This window comes from Kitasatospora sp. NPDC059973 (assembly GCF_042737525.1).
Classification (GTDB): Bacteria; Actinomycetota; Actinomycetes; order Streptomycetales; family Streptomycetaceae; genus Kitasatospora.
The window spans coordinates 38,974-59,985 of the sequence record NZ_JBHWUI010000026.1; the positions used below are offsets into that span (position 1 = coordinate 38,974).

Below are 21,012 nucleotides of genomic sequence, written 5' to 3' on the forward strand. Positions count from 1 at the left end.
CCTTCGTGCTGGGGCCGGCGGGGCCGGGCCAGTGGCCCAGACCCGCCGGCCCCGGTGCGGTCGGTGGCTGCTACTCGCCGGAGCGTTCGACCCGGCCCAAGTGGTTGTGCACGTACGTCAGAAGGACGTCCTTCTCGCGGTCGCCGTCGGCCAGGTCGAGGGCCTCGCGGAGGTACCCCTCGGCGTCGGCCAGGTCGCGGCCGGCGGTGTTCGGGAAGGGGTCCGCGGCGGCGGCGCTGCGCCGGTCGGTGGCTTCGGCGGCGTTCCGGATCAGGTCGGCGAAGTCGGAGGGGGCGGTGTCCGCGGGCACGGGCCTGCGGAGAATCCGGCCGATGATCGGACCGTGGGCGGCGACGAGCTCGGCCGGCGTCCGGGGAGTGGCGGAGGGAGTGCTCTGCCTGCCGCCCCGGGCCGTCTCCCACAGGTCCCGGTCCGGGGACTCGCCGCAGGTGCGCTGCGCCTCGGCGCAGGCCCGGGCGAACGCTTCCCGGACGGCGGTCTCGTCGGTGCCGCGGGCGGAGGCTTGGGTCAGCGCGCTGGGGCCGGGCCGGTGTTCGACCCGGGCGAGGGCCGGGCGGTCGGTATAGCTGTCGGTCTCGAAGTCCCAGACCCACCGCCAGCCTTCGAGGTCGCTGATCCAGGTGACCAGCTCTCGACCGTCCGGCGCCCACGACTTCGGGCCCATGCTGAACACCCGCACTCGGGCGGGGACCGTCCGCCGGACGGCCGACAGTCCGCCGGGGCCGAACTGCTGCCAGCGCTGCCCGGGCCACTCCTCGACCACGGCCGGCCGGTCGTGGTGGTCCTGGGCCCACTGGGTGACGACGGCCTCCGCGTGCTCCCGGTGCGCGAAGGGCACTTTCTCGGCCGCGGATGCGGTGGTGCTGCCGAGCAGGGCGACGTACACCGCGGGTTCGTCGTGGTGGGGCATCTCTTGATCTCCCTTGCGTCCGGGGCGTGGGCAGTGCCCGGCGCCCGGTTGGCGGTCTCAGTGGTTGCCGGTGGTGGCGGAGAGCTTCGTCTCGCTGTCGGACCGTCCGGCGCCGGCGAGAACCAGCGCGGCGCGGACGGTGTCGCGCAGGGTCTCGCAGACGGGCGCGCCGTACTGGTGCGCAACCCAGATCAGGTACCGGTTGCGCTCCGGGTTGGGGCAGTCGGGCGGGCACCCGAGCACCGCCCGGCCGGTGCCGATGTCGAGCCCGAACTCGACGTTCGTGGTGAAGCCGGGCAGCGCGTCGAGGTCCCGGGGAATCCAGAAGAGGACCGCGTCGGCACTCGCGCGGGCCTCGGTCTCCCATCCGACCTGGTCGTCGTAGTGGGCGGCACGCCGGCCGCCGCGGGACTCCGGCGAGTAGATGGTCAGCGACTCCTCGCCGGTCCACTGGGCGGCGAGCTCGTCGATCGCGGCCGGCCGCCACGACTCGACCGGGCCGCCGAGACGCGGGGTCGGTCCGGCCAGGAACACGGACGGGCCGCCCGTGGTGGCCAGGGGTTCGCGGGCCATGACCAGCTGAATCCTGCTGCTGTTCACGCGGCGGCTCCGTTCTGGCCGGCGGTGCGGGCGGCGTGCTGCGGGGTCCACGGCAGCGGCAGGCCGTCGCCGTCCGCGCGGGGCAGCACGTGCCAGTGCGCGTGGAACACGGTCTGGGTCGCGGCGCTGCCCTTGGACGTGATGATGTTCGCGTTCGGGAGCTCGGCGAGGAGCTCGGAGGCTCGACGCATGGCGGCAGCGGCGGTGTCCGGGTCGGCGCCGGCGTCGGCGACGTGCTGACGCGGGATCACGAGCACGTGGCCCGGGTGGACGCCGCCGCTGCGCGGGCGGATCGCGATGGCGTCGGGCCACTCCCGGACGACCTCCGCGGGCGCCGAACCGGCGACGATCGAGCAGAAGACGCAGTCCAGCATCGGTCAGCACTCCTCGTTCTGCGACGCCATCTGCGCAGCCGTCGCGAGCAGCTCGGCGAGCTGCTCGGGGGTGAGGTGGTAGCGGCCGGCCTGCTCGCGGGACGTCGAGCCGTCGGCGTCCGCCGCGGTGATGATGACGGACTTGAGGCCGGCGAGGCGCTGGCGCTTGGCGGCCCGCTCCCGGTCCTTCTCCATCACGTCCCACAGGAAGGCGGCGATCTCGGCCGTGTCGCCGACCTTCCAGCCGTCGGCACGGCGGGTCTCGGTGCCGTCCGGGGCGGTGATGGCGATGGCGCCGACCTGGTCGTTCCACAGGCCGGTGAGGAGAACGGTGTGCCCGTCCTTCGTGGTGGTCTCGGCCCTGCCCCTGTCCTTGTTCTTCTTCGCGATGCTGGCGACGTTGGCGGCGAAGGCGTCGCGGGGGTCGGTCGGTGCGGTGGCCATGGGTTCCCCTCCTAGTGGTGTCGATGATTCTCGCGGTTGGGGCGGCCTGTCGGCCGCGAAGTGGAACAGACTCGACTCTAGCGCAAGTTATATAACTTGCACAAGTGGGGGCGGTGGGCCCGCGCAGGCCCACCCCCGCCGGTCAGGCGTCCACGACCGCCGGCGCCTCCTCCGGACCGGCAAGCCGCTGGAGCTGCTCGACCAGGGCCTCGGCGGTGCGCAGCGAGTCGTGCAGGTCGGCGAGCGCCTCCGGGTTGCTGAGGTCGTCCTCGGCGTACTGGTCGGCGAGTTGGCGCAGCGTCTCGGCGCCTTCCCGCGCGGTGAGCACCGTCTCGGACGGGCCGGGGTAGGGCTGCCGCTCCTGGGCGTGGGCGAGGCGCTCGACCTTCTCCTCAATCTCGGCGAGGAGGTCGGCGCGCTCGGCGAGGTAGACGAGCCGCTCGCGGGGGTCGGCCGGGGCATCCGGGGCGTAGTTCACTGCTGGTGTCCTCACTGCTGGGCGCCGGCCGGGCCGGCGGCGACGTCACCCGGACAACGATCCGGGCCGGGGCGGGGAACGGCGAGCGCCCGCCCCCGGGGTGGGGTGCGGGCGCTGCCGGATTCGTGGCTGGGGTGCTGCTCAGCGGGTGGTGGGTTCGCCCTTGGTCAGGCTGAGCCACCTGCGGCTCGTCAGCGCGGCGGCGGTCTGCTGCGGGAGCGTGACGACGTCGGCGAGGAGCTCGCGGGCCTTCGCGTAGGCGGCCTGTCGCTCGTGCTCGCTGCCGCTGTCGCTGAGGGCCTTCACCAGCAGGGCGCGGGCCCGGCTTACCGTGGTGCGCTCGCGCTCGGGCAGGTGGCGCAGGCCGGTCTTGCGGGCGTGCCCGTCGGCGGCGGCCCATGCGGTCTTGAGGTTGCTGACCGCCTCCCGGTAGAGGATCGGGTCCGCTCCGCGGGCGACGTCGCCGGCGTAGTCCATCGCGTGCAGGAAGGCGACCGTCTGCGGCATGTTGACGTCGGCCAGCGCGGGCCGGTCGAGGACGGCGAGGACGTCCAGGACGAACGCGCCGTACGCCTCGCGGACCTCGTCGTGTTCGGCGACGATCGCCTCCCAACGGGCCCGGCTGCGAACCTCGCTGTCGCGCCGTTCGGCGGCGTTCCGCCGGCGGCCCGTGACGAACGCGACCACCCCCGACACCGCGGCCACGGCTCCGATGCTGCCGAGGAGCCACCACAGGGCTTCGACGGGGAAGCCGCTGCCGCTGCCCGTCTCCGGCTTGGGGGCCTCCGTCGTCGGCGCCCCGGTGCCACCTGCGACGTTGTCCCACACCCACTGGAACGCCGTGCCCGTCCAGCCGGCCGTGACGGCGAGCCCCAACAGGGCGATGATGCCGCCCGCTACCACCCGGTTGTACTCCCGGCGCATGAAGCCCCGGAGGGCGGAACCGGCACCGAGGATGGCAACAAGGTTGCCGATGACGGTGAGAAGCCACGGAATCATGTGCACAGTGAACCACCTTGTTGGGTCTTCTAACTGGGGAAATACGGCTTGAGCCCGGGCCGCGGACGGGCCCGGGCCCGGGTGCCGTCACCCAGTTCCGAGCCCGGTCACCCGTCCGAGCTACCCGGCTTCTCCGGGCAGTCCGGCGCCGGCGACCACGCGCAGCTGAGGGCGCGGCCCTGGCAGTACGGACAGATCGCCGTCGTCGAGGTGAGCGGCTGGCCGAACGTCCACCGCAGGCAGCTCGTCGCCCGCCACGGCCCGTGCTCGGCGGGCCGGTGGTGGAGCCGGGGCAGTTGACTCCACCGGCGTTCCGCCGAGGTGTCGCCGGCCGGTTCGGCGCCGGCCGGGTGCAGTTGGAGCCAGTAGCGCAACGGCTCGCGCTCCCGGCCGCGCTCGATGCCGGGCACCTCGAACGCTTCGGCGACCTCGGCCAGCCACTCGGCCGCCGAGGCATCGGTCTTCCGGCGCTGTTGCTCCCATCGGCCCATGGCCTCGGCCAGGGTCATGACCTCGGGGTAGACGACCGCGGGTGCCGCGCGCTTGAGGTGGCGTCCGCAGCCGAGGGCGTCCGCGCGTTCCTTCCAACGATCCGCTGCCACCTGCTTGTTGACCCACCACCACAGCGCGACTTGGTGAGCGTCCGCGACCAGGGCGTCACCGGCCGGGCCGAGGTGGTGGTCCATGGCGCGGTGGCGGACCAGGGCGCGGCCGAGGTCCGGGAGGAGGGAGGTCTCCAGCAGGAATCCGCCGTCGTCGCCGCCCATCCATCGCCGGCCGCAGGGGCAGGGGCGCCAGCGGTGGCCGTCGGCGGTCAGCCAGGCGCCGTCTTCCATGCACAGCGGGCAGGCCCGGAGCGGCCCGGCGCCGAGCTCCTCGGGCCAGGGCACCAGTCGGACGACGGCGCCCGGCTCGTCGAGCAGCTGCTCGGCCCGCAGGCCGGGCAGCGCGCGTTGCAGTTGCTCGGCCGGCCGGTCGAGCAGCTTCGCGAGTCGCTCCAGCGCCTCGGCGCTCATGCGCACTTCGTGCTGCTGGGGCTGGACACCGGCGGCCGGGACGGTGAGGCGGCCGGCGTGCAGGGCCTTGAGGAGCAGGTCGGGCGCGACGGCGTTCGCCGCGCCGGTGCGGACCAGCAGCGAGGCCGTGGTCTCGCCGTGGATCAGCGGCGCGTGGAGTGGGAGGTCGGCCGGCTTGAGCGGCTTCGGCCGGGGCTTGGCGGCCGGCTTCGACGCGGGCTCGGGCTCGGCGTTCACGGCGTCGAACAGCGAGTCGCCCTGAGTAGCCGCGGCGGTGCGTTTCGTCATGGCCGGACGGTAGCGGCCGGGTACGACAAGCGGGGACAAAACCGGCTCATTGGCGGCAACGGTTCAGGGGAACGCGCAGCGGCGGTCGCACCGGCCGAACCGGTTTGGCCCCCGGGCGGGGGCCAAACCGCCGCCGCCCCGTGCAGCGGGACGGATCAGGCCGGTCAGATCTGCCGGTCCGGATCGGAGAAGGTCAGGCCGCCGGCCGCGAGCGGGCGCCGACGGGCCGGGGCGGGTACGGCCACGGTCTCGCCTGGCGGCTGGCGGAAGTCGGCGCCCTGCTCAACCGGCAGCAGCCGGCGCCCGCCGGACTGGGCAGGCAGGGGCTCGTCGGTGGCGGACGCGGAGAAGGCGGGCGACGGGAGGGGGCGGCGGTCGATCATGATCACCAGTCTCCCAGCCTGGACGGGTCCAGGTAGCCAGACCGCCATCACGCCCGCCCGAGCGGTAGCACTGGCCTTACCGCTTTGGCCCCCGGCCGGGGGCCAGGAGGGCCCCGAGCCGGGCAACGAGTCGGCCCCCGCAAAGGAGCGGGGGCCGTCGGCGATCAGGCTGCGACACCTCATGGTTATGCGTAGCGATAACTTTTGGGGGGTTACAACCCCCACTCGGCGCCGATCAGCCGGCTTCCGCCAGGCCGCCGCGGTGACCGCGCGGGGGCCGCCGCCGGTAGTTCGGCAATACCACCTCGGGCACCTCGGCCGGAACCTCGCCGAGCGCCTCGATCCACTCCTCGCGCGTCCCCTTGAACGCGATCCGCGGGTTGATCCGATGCAGCCCGTTGGAGACCCGCCACAGGAGCCCGAGCTCCGCCAGCCGCGACAGCGCCGGCGAGATGTTGCTCTTACTGGTGCCGAGCCGCTCGGCGATCTCGTCCAGCGTCAGCATGACCCAGCCACCATCGGCCATCTCGCCGAGCACGGTGTGCCACACGTCGTACTGCAACGTCGTGAGCCGGAACAGAGGCAACGCACGGGAGAGCTCCTGTGCTGTGAAGACGGAGCCCTCCGCCGTCAGGAAGGTCTCGGCGTCCCGCTCCTGGTCCCGGTCAAGGTCGTGGTCGTGGTCACTCACAGCGACTCCAACTTAGGTCGGCGGGTACGACGGGGCGGGCGGACATTGCCCTCGGGCAACCGGATCTCCGGAATGCTGTCCGGCATGAGCGCCAAGGCGCGCTGCTGGTCGTAGCTGGTGCCCCAGAAAGCAATCCGGGGGTTGATCCGGTACCGGCCGCGCCGCTCCAGCCACATGAACCCCATGTCGAGGAACTTCGTCAGAGCCTCGCCGGCTTCCTTGCGGCCGATTCCCAGACGCTCGCCGAGTTTGGTGACGGTGATCGGGACGATCCCGCCCTTGAGCTGCTCGCCGAGCATGGTGTGCCACACGTCGTACTCGGTCGCGGTGATCCCGAGGAACGGCAGCTTGGCGGACAGCTCCTTTGACGCCATATAGAAGGTGTGCCCGAGGAACTCGAAGTCTTCCCGGCGCCCGGACGCCGGTTCGGGCACCGGGGGCGGATTCACCGTCACGGACTCGCCCGGATGCAACCGGATGGCGACGACGTTCTGTTGACCCGCGATCTCGGCGGGCGGCGGCTGGGCGGGCTTGCTGCCCGGCCGGGTCGAGGGTAGGCGGACCACTTTGCCGCCCGTCGGAGAACTGATCACCGCCAAAGGTTATCCCAGGAGATAACTTTTGTGGGGTTAGGACCCGCACTCGGCGCGCCGGACAGTCGAGTGTGGGGTCTTAACCCTCGTTACCCACCAGTAACGGGGGTTATAACCCCACACTCGCTCAGCATTTCCGCAGGTCAGAGCCTCGCGCCTCTAACAATCTAGAGCGACCGCCTGCGGCGAGCCGACCCATCGGGCTCCGCCCGATCCGGCAGCCGGCCGGGCCGGGCCGCTGCGCCGGTGCCGCGCCGGTCGCCAGCAGCCTCCGGCGGGCTGGCCGCCGTGCCGCTCCCGCCGCCCGGGTGGGCGGCGTTCAGGGCCCGCGCCGCCGGTGCCGACTGGCCTTACGGCGCCGATCGCGAAAGTCCGGCTGCCGCCGGACCCGGGCCCCAGGGGGCCCTTTCCGCGCTCATCCATTCCCGGAGGCCGGCCACCGTCGAGCATCCTGCTGCGGGGGTTCGCCCGCTTGCGCATGCAGCCCAGCCGAACCCGGGCTCGGTGGTCGCCGTCCCGATCGTGCACATGGTTCTGATCAGGTGGGCTCGCGACAGCAGCCAGCACGCGGAGGCCGGCAGGAGCAGCAGGCGTGCAGGTGGAGCGGCAGGCGGGCCAGGCATGCACCGTCAGCAACGTTCCGATCGGATGGCAACTGCCCAGGCCGGGCCGTCCACGGCCCGGCCGGTGCGCTGGTGGCCGCGAAGCGGTCCGCCGGCGCAGGGCAGGCGCAGCGCGGTTGCTGGTCCAGCTGAGCACAGCTGGCCACGGGTGCGGGGGCGGAGCACGCCGCGCCCAGCCAGGCACGCGGCGGCGGACCGGGGCGGCGAGGCGTTGCAGCCCGTGTCCGGTCGGTGGATGGCGGGTTCGCCAGGGACCGGACAGACGTGCGCCCCGCACCCGTCGTGCCGTGGGTGCGGGGCGCACGCAGAGCTGTGCGTCGGGGTCAGCGCTCGCCGACCAGTTCGGCGTTCTCGCGCAAGCGCGTCTTCTGCTCCTCGATCGCCTGCGCCACCTCGCCGGCGAGCGGCGTCTCGGTCCGGTACTCGTTGGTCCGGTACTCGTCGAGGGGATCGACGCTCCAGCCGCTGGTGTCGATGCCGGCCCCGGTCCCGAGGTCGGTGAGGAGGACATAGTTCTCCTCACCGGCGGTGCGTCGGTGGTCGTCGAGCAGCTGGGCGATCTTCTCCGCGACGGTGTCCCAGGCGCGGGCGGCGGTCAGGGTGGCGGTGTGGGCGTCGGTGAGCTTGAGTCCCTGGGCCTTCCACTGGACGTCGGAGGTCTCCCAGAAGTGGGCGAACACCGAGTCCATCGCCTCCCGGGCCCGGAGGTAGTCCTTCCAGACCGGAGCAGCCTGGGCGAGCACGGCCGGGGCCTGGTGCTTGAGGCGGGCGGTCGCCCAGGCCGAGCGCAGCGCGTCGTACTCGTAGTTGAGGAGGCACCGGTCCTCGTGGGAGAGCTCGGCGTCGCGGTAGCTCGCCTGCGGGCGCTCGGGCTCCGTCTCGGTGCCGGTAAACAGCCGGAACTGCAACTTCGTCTGCCGGCTGAACGCCCCCTCGACGACCTCCAGCGCGATGAAGTTCGGGTGGTGGTGGCGGGCGAGGTGGTCGCTGGCGGTGCTGGTCAGCGGGGCGGATTCGACGGACATGGGTTTCTCCCTGGTGGTGTGCGGCGGTGGGGCCGGGGCGGGCTGCCCCGGCCGGGTTGGTGAAGGTCAGTTGGTCTCGGCGGCTGTGAGCATCTGTCGGGCGGCGGCCAGGATCTCGGCGTGGTCGAACGCGAGGTGCTCGGGCAGGTCGGTGAGCGGCACCCAGTGCACGGCGGCGGCGTCGTCCCCGGCCTGGGCCTCCGTGCCCGCCGGTACCTCGACCAGGTAGGCGGCGCTTACGTACCGGCCGCGGGTGTCCCGGTCGGGTGCGTCGAACAGCCCGATCAGGGTCAGGTCCGCCTCGGCGACGCGGATTCCCGTCTCCTCGCGCAGCTCGCGCGCGCCGGCCTTCTGGGCCCGCTCCTTGCGGTCCACGTGCCCGCCCGGCACCGCCAGTTCGCCCTTGTGCGGCGGCCACCCGCGCTCGATCAGCAGCACCTCGCCGCCGCGGACACACACCACGTCGGCGGTGTAGCGGATGCTCTCGATCGGCTCGTCCTCGGCGGCCAGGGCCTCGACGTGCGCGAGGAGCGGGCCGATCAGGTCGCGGCGGATGCGGTACTCGCCCGAGCTGCCGGGCCAGGCGAGCAGCACCGGGAGGGCGTCGGTCGGGTCCTCGCGGTGGGGGTTGAGGCCGTCCAGGAGCGCGCGGACGTCATCGCTGTGCAGCACCGCGCCGCCGTGGGCGGTCCAGATGTGATCGGTGTCCTCCGGGTGGTCGGTGTCGCGGAGCGCGTCGAACTCGTCCACGAAGGCGCGCACCCGGCTCTCCTGGGCCTTGGTGGCGTTGCCGTTGAGCACGGCGTACAGGTCGGCGACGGTGAGCTCCATCGGGCTGTCCGGGCCGTTGGTCCGGCCGCAGACGGTCGCGCGGGGGTCGGCTCCGAGGAAGCGGTGCACCCGGGCGGCCGGGTCGTCGAGCATCGGAGCCGAGGCAACGGCCGGGAACCGGTTCTCTCCGGTGAAGTCCATGTGTGTCCCTTTCGGGTGTGCGGGGCGGGGCCCGGCGGCGGTGTGCGGCGGGCCTGGTTGTGCGTCAGCGGTGCCCGGTCTTCCAGCAGGCGGGGCAGAGGTCCCGGCCGCCGGGGCGGGTCCGCCAGCCGCCGGGACGGCGGAAGCGGCGGACCACGGAGGCCCGGGAGGTCTCGAAGGGGGTGTGCGTCTCGGCTCCGCAGTCGGGGCCGTCGCAGCGGATGAGCGCGATCAGGACGGCGGTCACGCGGCGGTGCGGTGCGGCGCCCAGGAGCGGAACAGGGCGGGGGCACTGCGGCGGGTGATCAGGTAGCCGGTGCCGGGCATGTCCGCGGGGATGGTGGCGTTCGCGGGGCCGAGGGCACGGCCGGTTTCGGCTCCGCGCAGCGCGATGAGCGCGCCGGCGCTGAGCGCCTTGTGCAGCCGGTAACCGAGGTCGCCGAGGAGGTGCCGGCGGTAGGTGATGCGCAGGGCGACGCCGCCGCGGCGGCCGTGGGTGGCGAGCTCCTCAACGTGGTGCAGGCTGGCGGCGTCGAGGCGGACCAGGTCCCACAGGGTGAGGGAGAGGGTCACCAGCGGTTCGGCCGGGGTGGGCTGGTAGGGCCGGGGCCAGTTCGACAGGGCTGCGGCCCGGAGGCTGGCGATCCTGGCGGCTTCGGCGAGGAGGTCGCGGGTCTCGTCGGGGTCGCAGACGTGGCGGTCGAAGGTGGGGCCGAGGTGGTGGTCGAGGTCCTGGTCGAGGCCGGCGACCCAGCAGCGGACGAGCGGCGAGGCAGACTCGGCCGCCCACAGGTGGCTGAGGATCACGGAGGCGCCGGCGCCTTCGGCGCCGATGATGCCGAGCGGGACGGCGCCGTGCTCGGTCCACAGCGGCACCGCGGCCGGGGTGCCGTCGGCACTTCGGCCGATGGCGACCGTGCCGGCGGCGGGGTCGAGGAGCTGCTCGGCGGTCGGCCGGGGCTGCGGGGTGCGCAGCGCGTCGAGCTGCTCGTCGGTCTGGGTGAGGGTCGGGTCCATGGGCGGGTGCTCCGTTCGTGGGGGCTGGTCAGGCGAGGGCGGCGGCGGTGATGGCCGCGGCGATGAGCGCGAGCAGGGCGAATCCGGCGACCAGGAAGAGCCGGAGCGCTTCGTCCTTGGGGCGGTCCTGGGAGTGGATGAGGAAGCGGAGGAAGTCGGGGAGGTCGGACACGGCGGGGGCCTTCCTGGTGGTGGCGGGTGTTTCCTGCGGGAAACGGCGCAGGGGGCGGGCCGCTGGCGGGCGGGCCCGGCGAAGGCCCGGAAACACCATAGTGGAAGTTATATAACTTGCGCTAGTGGGTGAGGTTGCCGGGCTTTCCGGCAGGTCCGTCGGCCCCGCACAGCTCGGCGAAACGACTGCGGAGCGTGACAATCAGCGGGCCGCCGACGGCACCGACGAAGCGGGCGCGGCGGCCGGCGGACGGGGCGCCGCCCGCCGCGGCGGCCGTGACGGCGAGCTCCTCGATACAGGCCCTCGGCCCGGGCGTATCCGGAATCCGGGGAGGGGGGTTGGCGCCGGGCCGCTACCCCCGCAACTTCGCAGGTCAAAGGGGGCGAAAGGGTGGCCGCAACCAGGGCGCTACGCCCAGGAGGCCCCCCGCTACCGCCGGGCGGCGGTAGCGGGGGGTGTAGCGCCCTCGGTAGCGGGCTCTCAGGGGGCGAGAACGGCGAGGGCGTCGGCGATCTGATCACGCCGGTACGCCTTGCGGGTGCTGCGCGAGCCGTCCGCCTTGATATACGGAACGTCACGGGTGGTCCCGGCTCCGGCGGCCCGCAGGAGGGCGCCGAGGGCGTCCGCCGTGAGGCCGGCCCATGCCTCGGGATCGGCCTCGGCGAGGGCCTGGGCGAGGGCGGGAAGCTGGGCGGCGGTCTCCCCTTCGGCGTCCATCCACCGCAGGCAGGACACCAGCGCGGCCCGCTCGCGCGGGTCGGCGTCCTCGGCCGGAATCGGCGCCATCGGGTCCTCGGCCTCCGCCACGGCGCGGAGCTTGTCCCAGCCGGGGCGGGCGGGCCACTTCTCGGGGTTCTCGCCGTAGACGGCGACGGGGACGCTCACGCGGGCCATGGCGGCGACGGTGGCGGCGTCCACCTCCACCAGCCCGGCGGCGCGCCGCTCGGCGCTGCGCCGTCCGGCCTCGTCGTCCTCGATGTGGTGGAACTTGTAGATCATCGGCTCGCCGTCGCCGATGCCCTCGATGTACGCCTGCGCGCACTGGAGCAGGTCCGGGCCGGTCTTGGGGTTGAGCCGGTGCGGGAGCCATCCGTCCGCGATGGCGCCGCCGCCAAGCGCAGCGGTCGTGTCCTTGCCCTGGCACGGCCCCAGGATCTTGAGCGCCGGCTGTTCGGCGATGGCCGCGCCCAGGTATTCGCTGGTCGCACCCTGCGCAGCAAAGACCACATACACGGCTTCCTTGATGCCGATCAGCTGGAGAAGGCGGACCAACTCCTTTGAGATGGGCGAAAGTTGGGGGAACTCGTCCACGAACGCGACGATGGCCGGGTACTCCGCACTGACCTGCCACACGTCGCCCATGCCCAGCGCCCGGCGGATCAGGCCGCGCGCCTTGGCCGCGAGGTACAGCCACAGGAGGGCGGCCTCCACGGTGGCCGGGTCGGTGGAGTGCAGCGCGATGGCCTCGCGCTGCTTGCCGGCCCCGTTCGAGGAGCCGTCCAGGAAGATCGTCACGGCGTCGAAACAGGCCGTCGTCACGTCCACCATGGCGCGCATGATCGTGGACTTGCCGCCCCGGCTGCGCGCGATGATCTCGCCCATCACGCCGTAAATGGCCAGCTCAAGGGCGCCGCCCTCCATCGCCGCGCCCAGGTGGTGAAGGTCGGTGATGGACAGCGAGAGCGGGGCGCGCGGCGGCGCGGGCGGCATGCTGGCGAACGGGTCGGACTGGAGAATCGACACGCGGGCGGAAGCCCGGCGCTTCTTCATCGGACGGACGATCACAGCGCCCTGGGCTACGTCGAACTTCGTCTCCAGGTTGTCCGCGGCCTTGACCACGGCCTCGGGAGTCCCGTTGGAGACGCGCACAGTGGCGGCCCAGCCGTACGGGCGGCGCTCCACTTCGGACACGTCGGCGACGGGGACGCCCTCGGCGAGCAGCGCGGCATGGATGCACCGCTGGGCGTCGGCCTCACTGGCGGCGTAGACGATCGGGAACGGCTCACCCGGGCCGGCGGGCTCGCCCTGCGCGACCGGTTGGCCAGGCGCGACCTGCGGCGATGCCGCCGGGACGACGGGCGGGAGGTCGAGCTCCGGGATCATCAGCTCGGCCGGGACGGGGCGCTCCTCCAGCGCCGGCGCCGGGTGCGCGCCTCGCACCCAGCACCGGACGGCGGCGGCGAGCAGGCCGACGGCGGCCCATCCGAGGCCCTGGGCGCCCGCCTGCACGGAGAGGACGACCGAGCCGGCGCCCCCGGCAACCAGCACCCCGACGCGCCACGTGGCGACCCGCACGCGGCGCCGGGCGATCGTGCCCATGGTCGGCTGGATCGGGGAGAACTCGGCGGACTCAAGGGCGCGGTGGGTCGCCTCGTGGGTGGCCCGCTTGGCACGCACCTGGGAGAAGTGGGCACGCTGGCCCAGCGTCAGGCCCTCGGTAGAGCCGCGCCGCTCAATGCGGACCATGTGGCGGGTGGTCGCCTCCAATGCGTTCCGGGCGGTGGTGCGCGCCTCCCTGTACCGCGTGAGCTGGGCGTTCACGAGAATGCGCCGGATCTCCTCCTCGCTGATGCCGTGCGCTCCCGCCCAGTGGGCGAGGCCCTGGCGGGTGTAACGGGCGCCCAGGCGCAGCCGGGCGGCGTGCCGGGCGACTGCGCCGCGCTGCGCCGGGTCGTCGGCGGCGCCGGCGGTGATGTCGGCGGGGGTCGTGGTGTCGGTCGCCACAGTGTCCTCCTCGGTGTTGTCGCTGGTCAGGGCCGGTCATGCTGGGGCCGTTCGGCCTCGGAGGCCCAACTCCGGTGACCTTCCGCCAGCAGAGGCGGTGATCACACCGGAGATGGACGACCGGGGCCGGACGGATCAGCCGATCAGGACGGAACCGACCCAGTTCGCCAGCGGGGTGAGGGTGTGGTCGCTGAGGAACCCGCCGACGGTGGCCAGGCCCCAGGTGGTTCCGGCGATGACGCCGATGGCGACGAACGCGCGAACCTCCCAGGTCGCGCCGAACCAGGCGATCAGGAGCATGAGGCCGATCAGGATGATCGCGATCCATGCGCCCTGCGGGCTGAGGTGCCCGGCGCTGTGGATCTTGGCGGTCCCGGACAGGCCGGTGGCGGCGTCGCTGGCGTAGGAGCCGAGCCAGTTGCCGGACCCGGTGGTGTAGCTGGTCAGCCAGCCCAACAGGCCGCCGGCGGAGCCGGAGGCGAGGAGACCGGCGGCCAGCGCGTACCAGAGCGGGAAGACGCGGTGGTGCCGGGTGGCACCCCAGACCTTCCGCACACCGGCGTGGAAGTGGTACTTGCCGCCGCCGAAACCGAGGAGCGGGGCGCCCTCCTCACGCAGGCCGACCCAGGCCAGCGACGCCACCAGGAGGGCGAGACCGGCGCCGGACCCGGCGATGGTGACGGTGTGGGAGGGCTCGAAGATGGGGGCGGACATGGTTACTTACCTCCAGCAATCAGGGCGGTGACCTGCGCGAACGTGGGTCCGTAGGTGAGAGTTCCGGTGACGACGGCGGCGAGGCCGACCGCGGCGGCGAGCCGGACGGCCCGGCGCAGGCGACCGCCGGCCACGGCAGCGCCCAGGACCAGGGCGGCCATGAACGACAGGCCCAGGCCGGGGCCGCTGTCGGCGATGTGGACGGCGGCGAGGTGCGCGCCCTCCTCGGTGGTGCACTTCGCCAGCACGTGACGCCATCCGACGCTCGCGCCGGAGAACGAAGCGAGGCCGGCGACGGTGGCGACGTACCCGGGCCGGATCGCCCGGCGGGCACGGCGGACGCGCTCCCAGTCGATGAGCGGCCGACGGTCCTTGATCTCCGGGGCGGCGTACGGGTCGTACATCGGGTACGGCGGCGCCGGGGTGTCCCACGGCGCGGCGTACGGGTCGGCGGCCGGGGCGCGCAGGCCGACCGGGGCCATCCAGTAACCCGGGCCATCAGGGCTGACCTGCGCGTTTCCCGCGTTCGGCGGGTAGGGCTGCGGCGACGTCGGGGCGGTCTGCGGGGCCATCAGCGCTCACCCTCCCCACGGCGCAGACGCCGCAGAGCCAGTGCCGCACCGCAGGCCGAAGCCGGGTATCCGAGACTGATCAGCCAGCCAAGCAGGGGAGACATGTGCATGTGCTTCCCAATCAGGTAGTGGGCCCGGCCAGAGGCCGGGCCCGAGGTCGGTCAGGAGGAGCGCCACCAGGCGCGGGGAGCGGGGGTGGTGCCGTAGACGGCGCGGTCACGGGCCTGCTCGCGGCGGGTGAACGCCTGCTCGCCGTCTCGGCTGGCCCGGCGGTTGGCCTTGGCTCGGCGCTGCTGGCCGGACTGGACGGGCTTGGGGCTGCGGTCGAACAGGCTCACCGCGCACCGCCGCTCTTGCCGGTCTGCACGGTCAGCCGGCGGTCAGCCGCAGCGGCGGCCTGGGTGCGGTCCTTGGAGGTGATCGGCGGGACAGGGGGGGTAGCGTGGGCCATGACTGGCACCCCTTCCAGGGAGGTTTCTGCTGGTCACGGCCCCGCCCGGGATCTGTGAGAGGTGATGGGGCGGGGCCTTTGGCTTGTCGTGCAAACCGCGCTGTTCGCGCGCGGGAACGACGGCGGCCGGCCACCCCCGAGTGATTCGAGGGGGTGACCGGCCGCCGCGTGGGAGGTAGCGGGCCGACCGTTACGGCCGACCCGCCTGGGCAGGCGGAGCGGCATCACCGTCCGGGTTGAGCTGGAGCTCCTCGGCGGTGAACGACCTGATGGGGTGCTCGGCGATGGCAGCACGGAGGCGCTTCTCGGAGGTCCCGTGGTCCAGCGCGAACTTGACCTTCGTTCCAGCCCGACCCGTCCGCTCGGCGATGTACCAGCTCAGGGCCAGGGCCCGCCGGTCAGCCTTCGCAGCCTCGGCACGCTCCCGGTTGGCCGCCTCGCGGCCTGCCGTCAGCGCGTCGAACGCGGCCTGACTGCCCGTTCCAGCCTGAATCTCACTGGCCTCGGGCGATTCCTGTTCGACGACCTCGGGCTCGTCCGCCTCGCCGTCGGGGTTGCCGGTCTCGGTGGTGCTGGTCTGCGGGACCTGGGCGGTCACGACCTGCCGGGCCGCCTGGGCAGGAACGAACGCGGCGGACGCCGGCGCGCTCCCCTGCTCCGTTTCGATCGGCGCGGCGTCGCTCTCCTCGGCCTCGGGCTGCTCGCCCTCGACGTCGTCCTGCGCATCCTGCTGGGCCGGGTCGGGCTCGTCGCCGTCCTGGTCGAGCTGGTCGTCCTGCCCGTCCGGGTTGGGCTCGTCGCCCTCGGCGTCGGCCGGGTCGAGCTGGTCGTCCTGCCCGTCCTGTCCGGCCTGGTCGCCGTCGGCGTTCTGCCCGACCGGTTCCTCGTACGGCACGTTGAAACCGTCCGCGGTGTACCCCGGCAGGCTCTTGGCGGGCTGCTCCGGTGCCGCCGGCAGGGCAGCGTATTCCGGGGCAACCAGAGCGAGGGCGTCGGCGGCGTGCTGCTCAAGGGTCGCGGCCGGCGGCGCCTGGTCGGCGCGCTCGACGGTGACCGTCTCGGCCGGTCCGGCGAGCTCCTCCGCTTCCTCCTCGGCGGGCCGCTGCCCGGCCGGGGCGTCCGGGATGTTCGCGGTACCGCAGTCCAGCGCGGCGAACGTGGCGATCCGGGCCTTCGCTCCGGCGAGGAGGTCCGGCTCGTGCTTGATGACGCGCTCGACGTGGCCCCGGGCGACGGCCCGCGGCACAACGCTGAGCACGCGGCCGGCAGGAACGCCCGCCCAGCGGTGCGAGCGGCGAACCCACCGGTCGGCACGGATCGTGCGCGCCGCCGCGGCGTCGGCCTCGGCGAGCTGGTCCGTGCCGAGGATCAGCGCGACGACGGCGGCGACCAGGCGCTCCAGGATCTCGACCGAGACGATCGTCGCGAGCGGGATCGCCAGGTGGTAGGCGACGCCGACCCAGTCGCCGGCCTCGTAGGACGGAGCAGCGTTGAGAGTCAGCGCGCCGGCCGCCGCACCCCACGACGCGAGACGGACGACGAACCCGGAGGAGCGGCGGCGCAGCCCGCAGAACACGCGCCACGCCACCAGCAGGAGGAGGACGCCCTCGGCGCCCGCCCACGGGGTCCACGCTGCCCAGCCGGACAGGCCGTGCCGCGTGGCGGACGTGGTGATGGTGTCGATCGAGCCGACCGCGCCAGCGATGGCGAAGGCGACAGCGACCGTCGAGACGATGACCACCAGCGAGCCGAGGAGACCCGGGTTCTGGTCGAGCCACGCCCGCCGGTTCGCCTCGATCTGCGCCGGCGTGGTCGGGTTCTCGTGCGGGAGGCCCCGCCTTCTGACGGCGCCAAGGTTCAGTGCGAAAGTCACGGGCGTTGCTCCTGGTCAAGGGACGCCGGGGAGCGTCCAAGTGTTCGATCAAGCCCGGTGATCATCTCGCGCTGTCCGCGCAGGTGATCACCGGCCAGGGGAATGGAGTGGGTCCGCGAGCGGCGGGGCGACCCCGGAACTACCGGGGCCGCCCCGATCGCGAGGGACCGGTCGCCGATCACCCGCTCTTGCCGGCGGGCTGCGGGGGCGGCGCGGGCTGCGGGGGCTGGCCGGACAGGAGCGCGGCGTTGCTCGCGCTCGAACCGCCGAGCGGGCCCGACATGTGCTGCTGCACCTCGCGGACCAGCGCGTCAGCGGCGGCCGTCTGCGCGCTCACTGCCCGACCCCGAGCATCTCGCCGAGGGCCGCGATCCGGACGACGAGCGCCGGCTCGCAGGCGGCGAGGTCACGCTCGACCGCGGCCGGGTCGCGCCGGTAGTTCTCGGCGTACGCCTCCGTCTCGGCCTGGTCGATCTCGGCGCCGAGGATCACGTCGAGGCAGTCGCCCTCCTCGGTCCCCTCCGGCGCCGGGCACCTGCACTCGCCCTCGTAGTGGCGGCCGGTCGCGGCCCAGGTACGGGGGGCGTTGATCTCGCCGTCGAGGATCGCCCGCATGAACGTCTCCACCTGCTCCGGGTCGGCCTCGGCCTCGGGGGCGGCGTAGACGCTGAGCTCGTCCGGCAGGGGGACGGGGTTCTCGCGCTCGTGCTGCTCCAGCTCGTCAGGCGTCAGGATCGGGCCCGGGTACGCCGGGTCCTCGTTCTCGACCGTCCCGCGGGGAAGCGACTTCGCGTCGATCCACTCGCCACTGAGGAGGCGGTACGCGGCCATCACGCCACCTCCGGCGCGAGCGTGCCGTTCGAACGGCGGAAGCGGTAAACCGGCCCACCCCGGAAGGGGCTGTGCCGCTGGACGCCACGCAGCTCGGCGGCCGACCACGTCGGGTCGTCCGGCTCGCCGTCCGTGCGGTCGAGCTCGATGAACTCCGCGGCGCGGGCGGCGGCCCGGCCGAGGCGCTCCTCGACCTTGCCGGCACGGCGCTGGCGGGTGGTCTTGGCGCGCTCGGCGCGCTCGATCTGCTCGGCCTCGATCCGGCCGGCCTCCGCGAGCAGCCGGTAGCGGGCCGCCTCCGAGCGGACGATCACCTCGGCCTGCACGACGGCGAGCTCAAGCTCGGCGTCGATCTCGTCGTCCTGCTCGGGGTTGGTGGCGAGAATCGCGCTCGCCGCCCGGCCGAGGTAAGTCTCGCGGGCCTCGCCGCTGCGCTGCTCCCAGAGCTCGGCGTCCACGCCGGTCATGCCCGCGAGGTCGGCGGCGAGCTCCTGATCGAGGTCCCCGCCGGCGAGCCACAGCTCGGCGTCGGTGCGGGTCACCCGGGCGATTCGGGCGGCGAAGGCACGCCCGGTGGTGGTCGAGTTCGAGCCGTTCCTCGCGGTGATTTCGTCCCGCGTCGCGGCATGCGCCAGACTACGCATAGCGGTATCTCCCTGGTCAGATCAGGTGACGGTGCCGCTTCGAGGTCCCCCTCGGCTTTCCACGGCCTACGAGGGGGGCCTCACCCTTTTTCAGGACCTCTGCGGCTTTCCACGGCCTACGCAAAGGCGCCCTGATCTGGGACACAGCGGCATTGCAGCGTCTTCACTCCCCGTTGCCTTGCGGTCCCGGTCGGTGGCGACGTGATGAGAATGACAGTCGAACTGAGGGGTTGTCAATAACCGCACTGTTGCGGCTATCCTGGTGCCACACCACCAATCTGAGAGGGCATCATGAGCGAGTCCAGCATCCCGAAGTGGCAGGCCCTTGCCGACGACCTGCGGGGGAAGATCGCCGATGGCACCTACCCGCCGGGCAGCACTCTGCCGCGTCAGATCGACCTCGCCGTCGAACTCGGCTGGTCAGACTTCACCGTGAGGCGCGCGTACGGCGCCCTTCAGGCCGAGGGCCTGATCACGTCCGTCCGCAACCGCGGAACCGTCGTCAACCAGATGCCCCACATGTCCGGCCGCGACCGGGCCCGGGCCGTGCGCGCGACGGGCAAGATTTACACCCCGGGGGAGTACGCCGAGATCATCTCGGCCGAGCTCGTCACGGCCCCCGCAGAGGTGGCCGAGGTGCTGGGCATCGAGCCGGGCTCGTTGGCCATCAAGCGAGTCCGCGTCACCTTCGGGCCGGACAACGCGCGGCGGAGCGCCTCGACGTCTTGGTACGACGGAACCCACGCCGAGGCCGCGCCACTGCTGCTGGAAGCGGCGCGGATCGAGGCTGGGTCGTGGCGCTACCTTGAGCAGCAGATCGGAGTGAGCGCCACGAAGGGCCGCGACTCGATCGAGGCCCGACTCGCGACCGCCGAGGACGCCGAAATGCTCGGCATCGAACTGCCCGCCGCGGTCAAGCGATCCACGAGCGTGCTCCGCACCTCGGAGGGCGTTGTCGTGGAATACGGCGTGAGCATCGCCGGCGAAGGCCGTACGTCGATCTACGACTACGAACTGCCCGCCGCCGAGTAGTCGCCAGATACAGCCGGCCGCGACCCTGCGCGGCCGGCTCGACCGTGAGGGGTCGGCGTGGCGCAAGGATTCCGCGGCGCCCTGTCTGGCAGTATGAGCCTGGCTCATTCGACGTGAGGAGAGGTCACATGACGACCGAGGAGTTGTTCCGCGCCACGGTGGCTGCTCTGCTGCGCGCCACTGGGGAGACTCAGGCCAGGCTGGCCGAAGCACTGTTGGTGACGCAGGGCGCGGTGAGCCTCAAGCAGAACGGCAAGAGCTCGTGGTCGCTGGATGACGTGGACGTGGTGTCGCGGCACTTCGGCATCGCAGTACCCGACCTGATGATCGGCCCCACTCACGCTCTCCAGAAGCTCCCCCGGGTCAGGATGGCGGCCTGTGTCGGCGGCCGTCAGGAGGTCATCCCGGTCTAGTCCTCACTCTGACCCCTGAAATAGCGAAAGCCCCGCCGGTTGAAGTCCGAGAGTTCGCACCTCGCGGAACCGGTTAGGGGCTGACGCTGACCCTGCTCTAGGTCTCTGTCGAGTGTACCCAGCAGTGCCGGGTATACCGCATCGGGAGGCCGGAAAGGCCGATTCGTGCCCCCTCAGCACCGGGACGTTAACCCGGATGACTGCCCCCCATGCCGCAGGGTTTTCGCGGCGCTTGAAGATCACCAGAAGGCAGCCCCGTCGGAGTGGCTGACCACCGAGGAGATCGGCCGCGCGGCCGGCCTCAAGACCAGGGCGACTCAGGTCCACCTCGCCCACCTGTGGGCGCGCCACCGGATCGACGCTGACCGCCGGACCCCGCTGCCGGGGTCCACCATGGCCGAGCCCGTTCTCCCCGGGGCGCTCGACTGGGCGTCCGCAGTGGTTGCCCCCGACCCGACCTGCACCCGGTGCCTGCTCGCGCTGGCCCGCCTCGGCTGGGAGGGGCAGATCCACATGGAGGACCTCGCCCGCGAGGCCGGGGTCAGCCTGCGCAGCGTCGAGCGGCACCGCCCGCACCTGATCCGCGCGGACCTGGTCCAGTTCCGCCCGGTGTCGTTCACCGACTCGGCTACCGGCCGCATCACCCGCGAGGCCGACCGGTACACCCTGCTGTCGCAGTTCACCGCGACGCCGCTCCCGGAGTCGGAGCGTGACGCGGCGATGGTGACGGCGGCGGCGGTGGTACGACAGGTGCACTGGTTCACCGGGGGCCCCGAGGAGCGGAGGCTCGCCGAGCGTTCGGTCTGGTGGTTCCTGTGCAACGGCTGGCCAGCGCCGGCCCTTCTGCGGGCCCTCGACGCGACGAAGGACCGCAGGGCGTTCAACCCGGGCGGCTATCTGGACGCGCTCCTCCGGAAACTGCCGCTGCACTACGTGTTGCCTGCTCGGGAGGTTTACACCGGGCAGGGCTCGCCGCGAATGGCGGAGTGCCCCATCTGCCACAACGCGTTCCGGACCTCGATCCCGGGCCGGCCGTTGTGCGGCACGGGCTTCTGCCTCGACGTCGCCGATATCGCAGCGCAGTCGATCCCCCCGCAGGGCGTGCCGAGGGAGACCATCCCCGTTCGCGCCGTCAAGTCGGCCTGAGAGGAG

General features: G+C 72.9%; 26 protein-coding genes. 3 read left to right on the forward strand and 23 right to left on the reverse strand.

The features are described 5' to 3' along the window. Positions 1-70: 70 nt before the first annotated feature. The 23 genes from ACFWA9_RS10180 to ACFWA9_RS10290 all read right to left on the reverse strand — a co-directional run bounded on the left by ACFWA9_RS10180 (position 71) and on the right by ACFWA9_RS10290 (position 18,415). Positions 71-931 (reverse strand): hypothetical protein, encoded by an 861-nt coding sequence (locus tag ACFWA9_RS10180; RefSeq protein ID WP_380385238.1) that lies wholly within the window; start codon positions 929-931, stop codon positions 71-73. A 57-nt stretch (positions 932-988) separates the two neighbouring features. Continuing rightward, positions 989-1,531: a nucleoside 2-deoxyribosyltransferase domain-containing protein gene (locus tag ACFWA9_RS10185; RefSeq protein ID WP_380385241.1), complete on the reverse strand. Its 543-nt coding sequence runs from the start codon at positions 1,529-1,531 to the stop codon at positions 989-991. Continuing rightward, a complete protein-coding gene (locus ACFWA9_RS10190) occupies positions 1,528-1,905 on the reverse strand; it encodes an HIT family protein (protein ID WP_380385244.1) in 378 nt (125 codons plus the stop codon). Before ACFWA9_RS10190 ends, ACFWA9_RS10185 begins: the two co-directional genes overlap by 4 nt. 3 nt (positions 1,906-1,908) lie before the next feature. Then, the gene (locus ACFWA9_RS10195; protein WP_380385247.1) at positions 1,909-2,349 is read right to left on the reverse strand and encodes a hypothetical protein; all 441 of its coding nucleotides are present in this window, start codon (positions 2,347-2,349) and stop codon (positions 1,909-1,911) included. A 142-nt stretch (positions 2,350-2,491) separates the two neighbouring features. Beyond that, complete coding sequence (locus tag ACFWA9_RS10200) at positions 2,492-2,827, reverse strand: hypothetical protein (protein WP_380385250.1); 336 nt, start codon at positions 2,825-2,827, stop codon at positions 2,492-2,494. 141 nt (positions 2,828-2,968) lie between these two features. Further along, positions 2,969-3,826 (reverse strand): DUF2786 domain-containing protein, encoded by an 858-nt coding sequence (locus ACFWA9_RS10205; RefSeq protein WP_380385253.1) that lies wholly within the window; start codon positions 3,824-3,826, stop codon positions 2,969-2,971. 107 nt (positions 3,827-3,933) lie between these two features. Beyond that, a complete protein-coding gene (locus ACFWA9_RS10210) occupies positions 3,934-5,130 on the reverse strand; it encodes a hypothetical protein (RefSeq protein WP_380385256.1) in 1,197 nt (398 codons plus the stop codon). A 164-nt stretch (positions 5,131-5,294) separates the two neighbouring features. Next, positions 5,295-5,513: a hypothetical protein gene (locus ACFWA9_RS10215; RefSeq protein WP_380385259.1), complete on the reverse strand. Its 219-nt coding sequence runs from the start codon at positions 5,511-5,513 to the stop codon at positions 5,295-5,297. A 235-nt stretch (positions 5,514-5,748) separates the two neighbouring features. Continuing rightward, a complete protein-coding gene (locus ACFWA9_RS10220) occupies positions 5,749-6,204 on the reverse strand; it encodes a MarR family transcriptional regulator (protein WP_380385262.1) in 456 nt (151 codons plus the stop codon). Then, a complete protein-coding gene (locus ACFWA9_RS10225) occupies positions 6,201-6,797 on the reverse strand; it encodes a hypothetical protein (RefSeq protein WP_380385264.1) in 597 nt (198 codons plus the stop codon). Before ACFWA9_RS10225 ends, ACFWA9_RS10220 begins: the two co-directional genes overlap by 4 nt. A gap of 946 nt (positions 6,798-7,743) precedes the next feature. Beyond that, on the reverse strand, positions 7,744-8,445 hold the full coding sequence (locus ACFWA9_RS10230) for a hypothetical protein (protein WP_380385266.1): 702 nt from the start codon (positions 8,443-8,445) through the stop codon (positions 7,744-7,746). A gap of 66 nt (positions 8,446-8,511) precedes the next feature. Further along, entirely contained in the window at positions 8,512-9,417 is a 906-nt protein-coding gene (locus tag ACFWA9_RS10235; protein WP_380385269.1) for an NUDIX domain-containing protein, read from the reverse strand. A gap of 64 nt (positions 9,418-9,481) precedes the next feature. After that, positions 9,482-9,664 (reverse strand): hypothetical protein, encoded by a 183-nt coding sequence (locus tag ACFWA9_RS10240; RefSeq protein ID WP_380385272.1) that lies wholly within the window; start codon positions 9,662-9,664, stop codon positions 9,482-9,484. After that, positions 9,661-10,434 carry a hypothetical protein gene (locus tag ACFWA9_RS10245; protein WP_380385274.1) on the reverse strand — a complete coding sequence of 258 codons (774 nt, stop codon included), beginning with the start codon at positions 10,432-10,434 and terminating at the stop codon, positions 9,661-9,663. The genes ACFWA9_RS10240 and ACFWA9_RS10245 overlap by 4 nt, the downstream gene beginning before the upstream one ends. 28 nt (positions 10,435-10,462) lie before the next feature. Further along, entirely contained in the window at positions 10,463-10,606 is a 144-nt protein-coding gene (locus ACFWA9_RS10250; RefSeq protein WP_380385276.1) for a hypothetical protein, read from the reverse strand. A gap of 480 nt (positions 10,607-11,086) precedes the next feature. After that, a complete protein-coding gene (locus ACFWA9_RS10255; protein WP_380385279.1) occupies positions 11,087-13,330 on the reverse strand; it encodes a hypothetical protein in 2,244 nt (747 codons plus the stop codon). Between the two features lie 135 nt (positions 13,331-13,465). Continuing rightward, positions 13,466-14,044: a hypothetical protein gene (locus ACFWA9_RS10260; RefSeq protein ID WP_380385282.1), complete on the reverse strand. Its 579-nt coding sequence runs from the start codon at positions 14,042-14,044 to the stop codon at positions 13,466-13,468. A gap of 2 nt (positions 14,045-14,046) precedes the next feature. After that, positions 14,047-14,616 carry a hypothetical protein gene (locus tag ACFWA9_RS10265; protein WP_380385285.1) on the reverse strand — a complete coding sequence of 190 codons (570 nt, stop codon included), beginning with the start codon at positions 14,614-14,616 and terminating at the stop codon, positions 14,047-14,049. Positions 14,617-14,777: 161 nt separating this feature from the next. Next, positions 14,778-14,954, reverse strand: coding sequence for a hypothetical protein (locus tag ACFWA9_RS10270; protein ID WP_380385287.1), 177 nt, complete (start codon positions 14,952-14,954; stop codon positions 14,778-14,780). Positions 14,955-15,257: 303 nt separating this feature from the next. Beyond that, positions 15,258-16,940 carry a hypothetical protein gene (locus ACFWA9_RS10275; RefSeq protein WP_380385290.1) on the reverse strand — a complete coding sequence of 561 codons (1,683 nt, stop codon included), beginning with the start codon at positions 16,938-16,940 and terminating at the stop codon, positions 15,258-15,260. Positions 16,941-17,118: 178 nt separating this feature from the next. After that, positions 17,119-17,277, reverse strand: a complete 159-nt coding sequence (locus ACFWA9_RS10280; protein ID WP_380385292.1) for a hypothetical protein — start codon at positions 17,275-17,277, stop codon at positions 17,119-17,121. Further along, entirely contained in the window at positions 17,274-17,771 is a 498-nt protein-coding gene (locus ACFWA9_RS10285) for a hypothetical protein (protein WP_380385295.1), read from the reverse strand. Before ACFWA9_RS10285 ends, ACFWA9_RS10280 begins: the two co-directional genes overlap by 4 nt. Further along, complete coding sequence (locus ACFWA9_RS10290) at positions 17,771-18,415, reverse strand: hypothetical protein (protein WP_380385298.1); 645 nt, start codon at positions 18,413-18,415, stop codon at positions 17,771-17,773. The genes ACFWA9_RS10285 and ACFWA9_RS10290 overlap by 1 nt, the downstream gene beginning before the upstream one ends. A gap of 291 nt (positions 18,416-18,706) precedes the next feature. Between ACFWA9_RS10290 and ACFWA9_RS10295 the strand changes: the two genes are divergently transcribed. From ACFWA9_RS10295 to ACFWA9_RS10305, 3 genes are all read left to right on the forward strand, one after another. Beyond that, complete coding sequence (locus tag ACFWA9_RS10295) at positions 18,707-19,447, forward strand: GntR family transcriptional regulator (protein ID WP_380385300.1); 741 nt, start codon at positions 18,707-18,709, stop codon at positions 19,445-19,447. Positions 19,448-19,575: 128 nt separating this feature from the next. Continuing rightward, positions 19,576-19,860, forward strand: a complete 285-nt coding sequence (locus ACFWA9_RS10300; protein WP_380385303.1) for a helix-turn-helix domain-containing protein — start codon at positions 19,576-19,578, stop codon at positions 19,858-19,860. A gap of 165 nt (positions 19,861-20,025) precedes the next feature. Beyond that, a complete protein-coding gene (locus ACFWA9_RS10305) occupies positions 20,026-21,006 on the forward strand; it encodes a hypothetical protein (protein WP_380385306.1) in 981 nt (326 codons plus the stop codon). Positions 21,007-21,012: the final 6 nt, after the last annotated feature.

Coding starts and splice junctions, on each gene's coding strand:
- ACFWA9_RS10180 (WP_380385238.1), bottom strand. CDS start 931: ATGCCCCACCACGACGAACCCGCGGTGTACGTCGCCCTGCTCGGCAGC.
- ACFWA9_RS10190 (WP_380385244.1), bottom strand. CDS start 1,905: ATGCTGGACTGCGTCTTCTGCTCGATCGTCGCCGGTTCGGCGCCCGCG.
- ACFWA9_RS10195 (WP_380385247.1), bottom strand. CDS start 2,349: ATGGCCACCGCACCGACCGACCCCCGCGACGCCTTCGCCGCCAACGTC.
- ACFWA9_RS10205 (WP_380385253.1), bottom strand. CDS start 3,826: ATGATTCCGTGGCTTCTCACCGTCATCGGCAACCTTGTTGCCATCCTC.
- ACFWA9_RS10210 (WP_380385256.1), bottom strand. CDS start 5,130: ATGACGAAACGCACCGCCGCGGCTACTCAGGGCGACTCGCTGTTCGAC.
- ACFWA9_RS10215 (WP_380385259.1), bottom strand. CDS start 5,513: ATGATCGACCGCCGCCCCCTCCCGTCGCCCGCCTTCTCCGCGTCCGCC.
- ACFWA9_RS10230 (WP_380385266.1), bottom strand. CDS start 8,445: ATGTCCGTCGAATCCGCCCCGCTGACCAGCACCGCCAGCGACCACCTC.
- ACFWA9_RS10235 (WP_380385269.1), bottom strand. CDS start 9,417: ATGGACTTCACCGGAGAGAACCGGTTCCCGGCCGTTGCCTCGGCTCCG.
- ACFWA9_RS10245 (WP_380385274.1), bottom strand. CDS start 10,434: ATGGACCCGACCCTCACCCAGACCGACGAGCAGCTCGACGCGCTGCGC.
- ACFWA9_RS10260 (WP_380385282.1), bottom strand. CDS start 14,044: ATGTCCGCCCCCATCTTCGAGCCCTCCCACACCGTCACCATCGCCGGG.
- ACFWA9_RS10265 (WP_380385285.1), bottom strand. CDS start 14,616: ATGGCCCCGCAGACCGCCCCGACGTCGCCGCAGCCCTACCCGCCGAAC.
- ACFWA9_RS10285 (WP_380385295.1), bottom strand. CDS start 17,771: ATGGCCGCGTACCGCCTCCTCAGTGGCGAGTGGATCGACGCGAAGTCG.
- ACFWA9_RS10290 (WP_380385298.1), bottom strand. CDS start 18,415: ATGCGTAGTCTGGCGCATGCCGCGACGCGGGACGAAATCACCGCGAGG.
- ACFWA9_RS10295 (WP_380385300.1), top strand. CDS start 18,707: ATGAGCGAGTCCAGCATCCCGAAGTGGCAGGCCCTTGCCGACGACCTG.
- ACFWA9_RS10300 (WP_380385303.1), top strand. CDS start 19,576: ATGACGACCGAGGAGTTGTTCCGCGCCACGGTGGCTGCTCTGCTGCGC.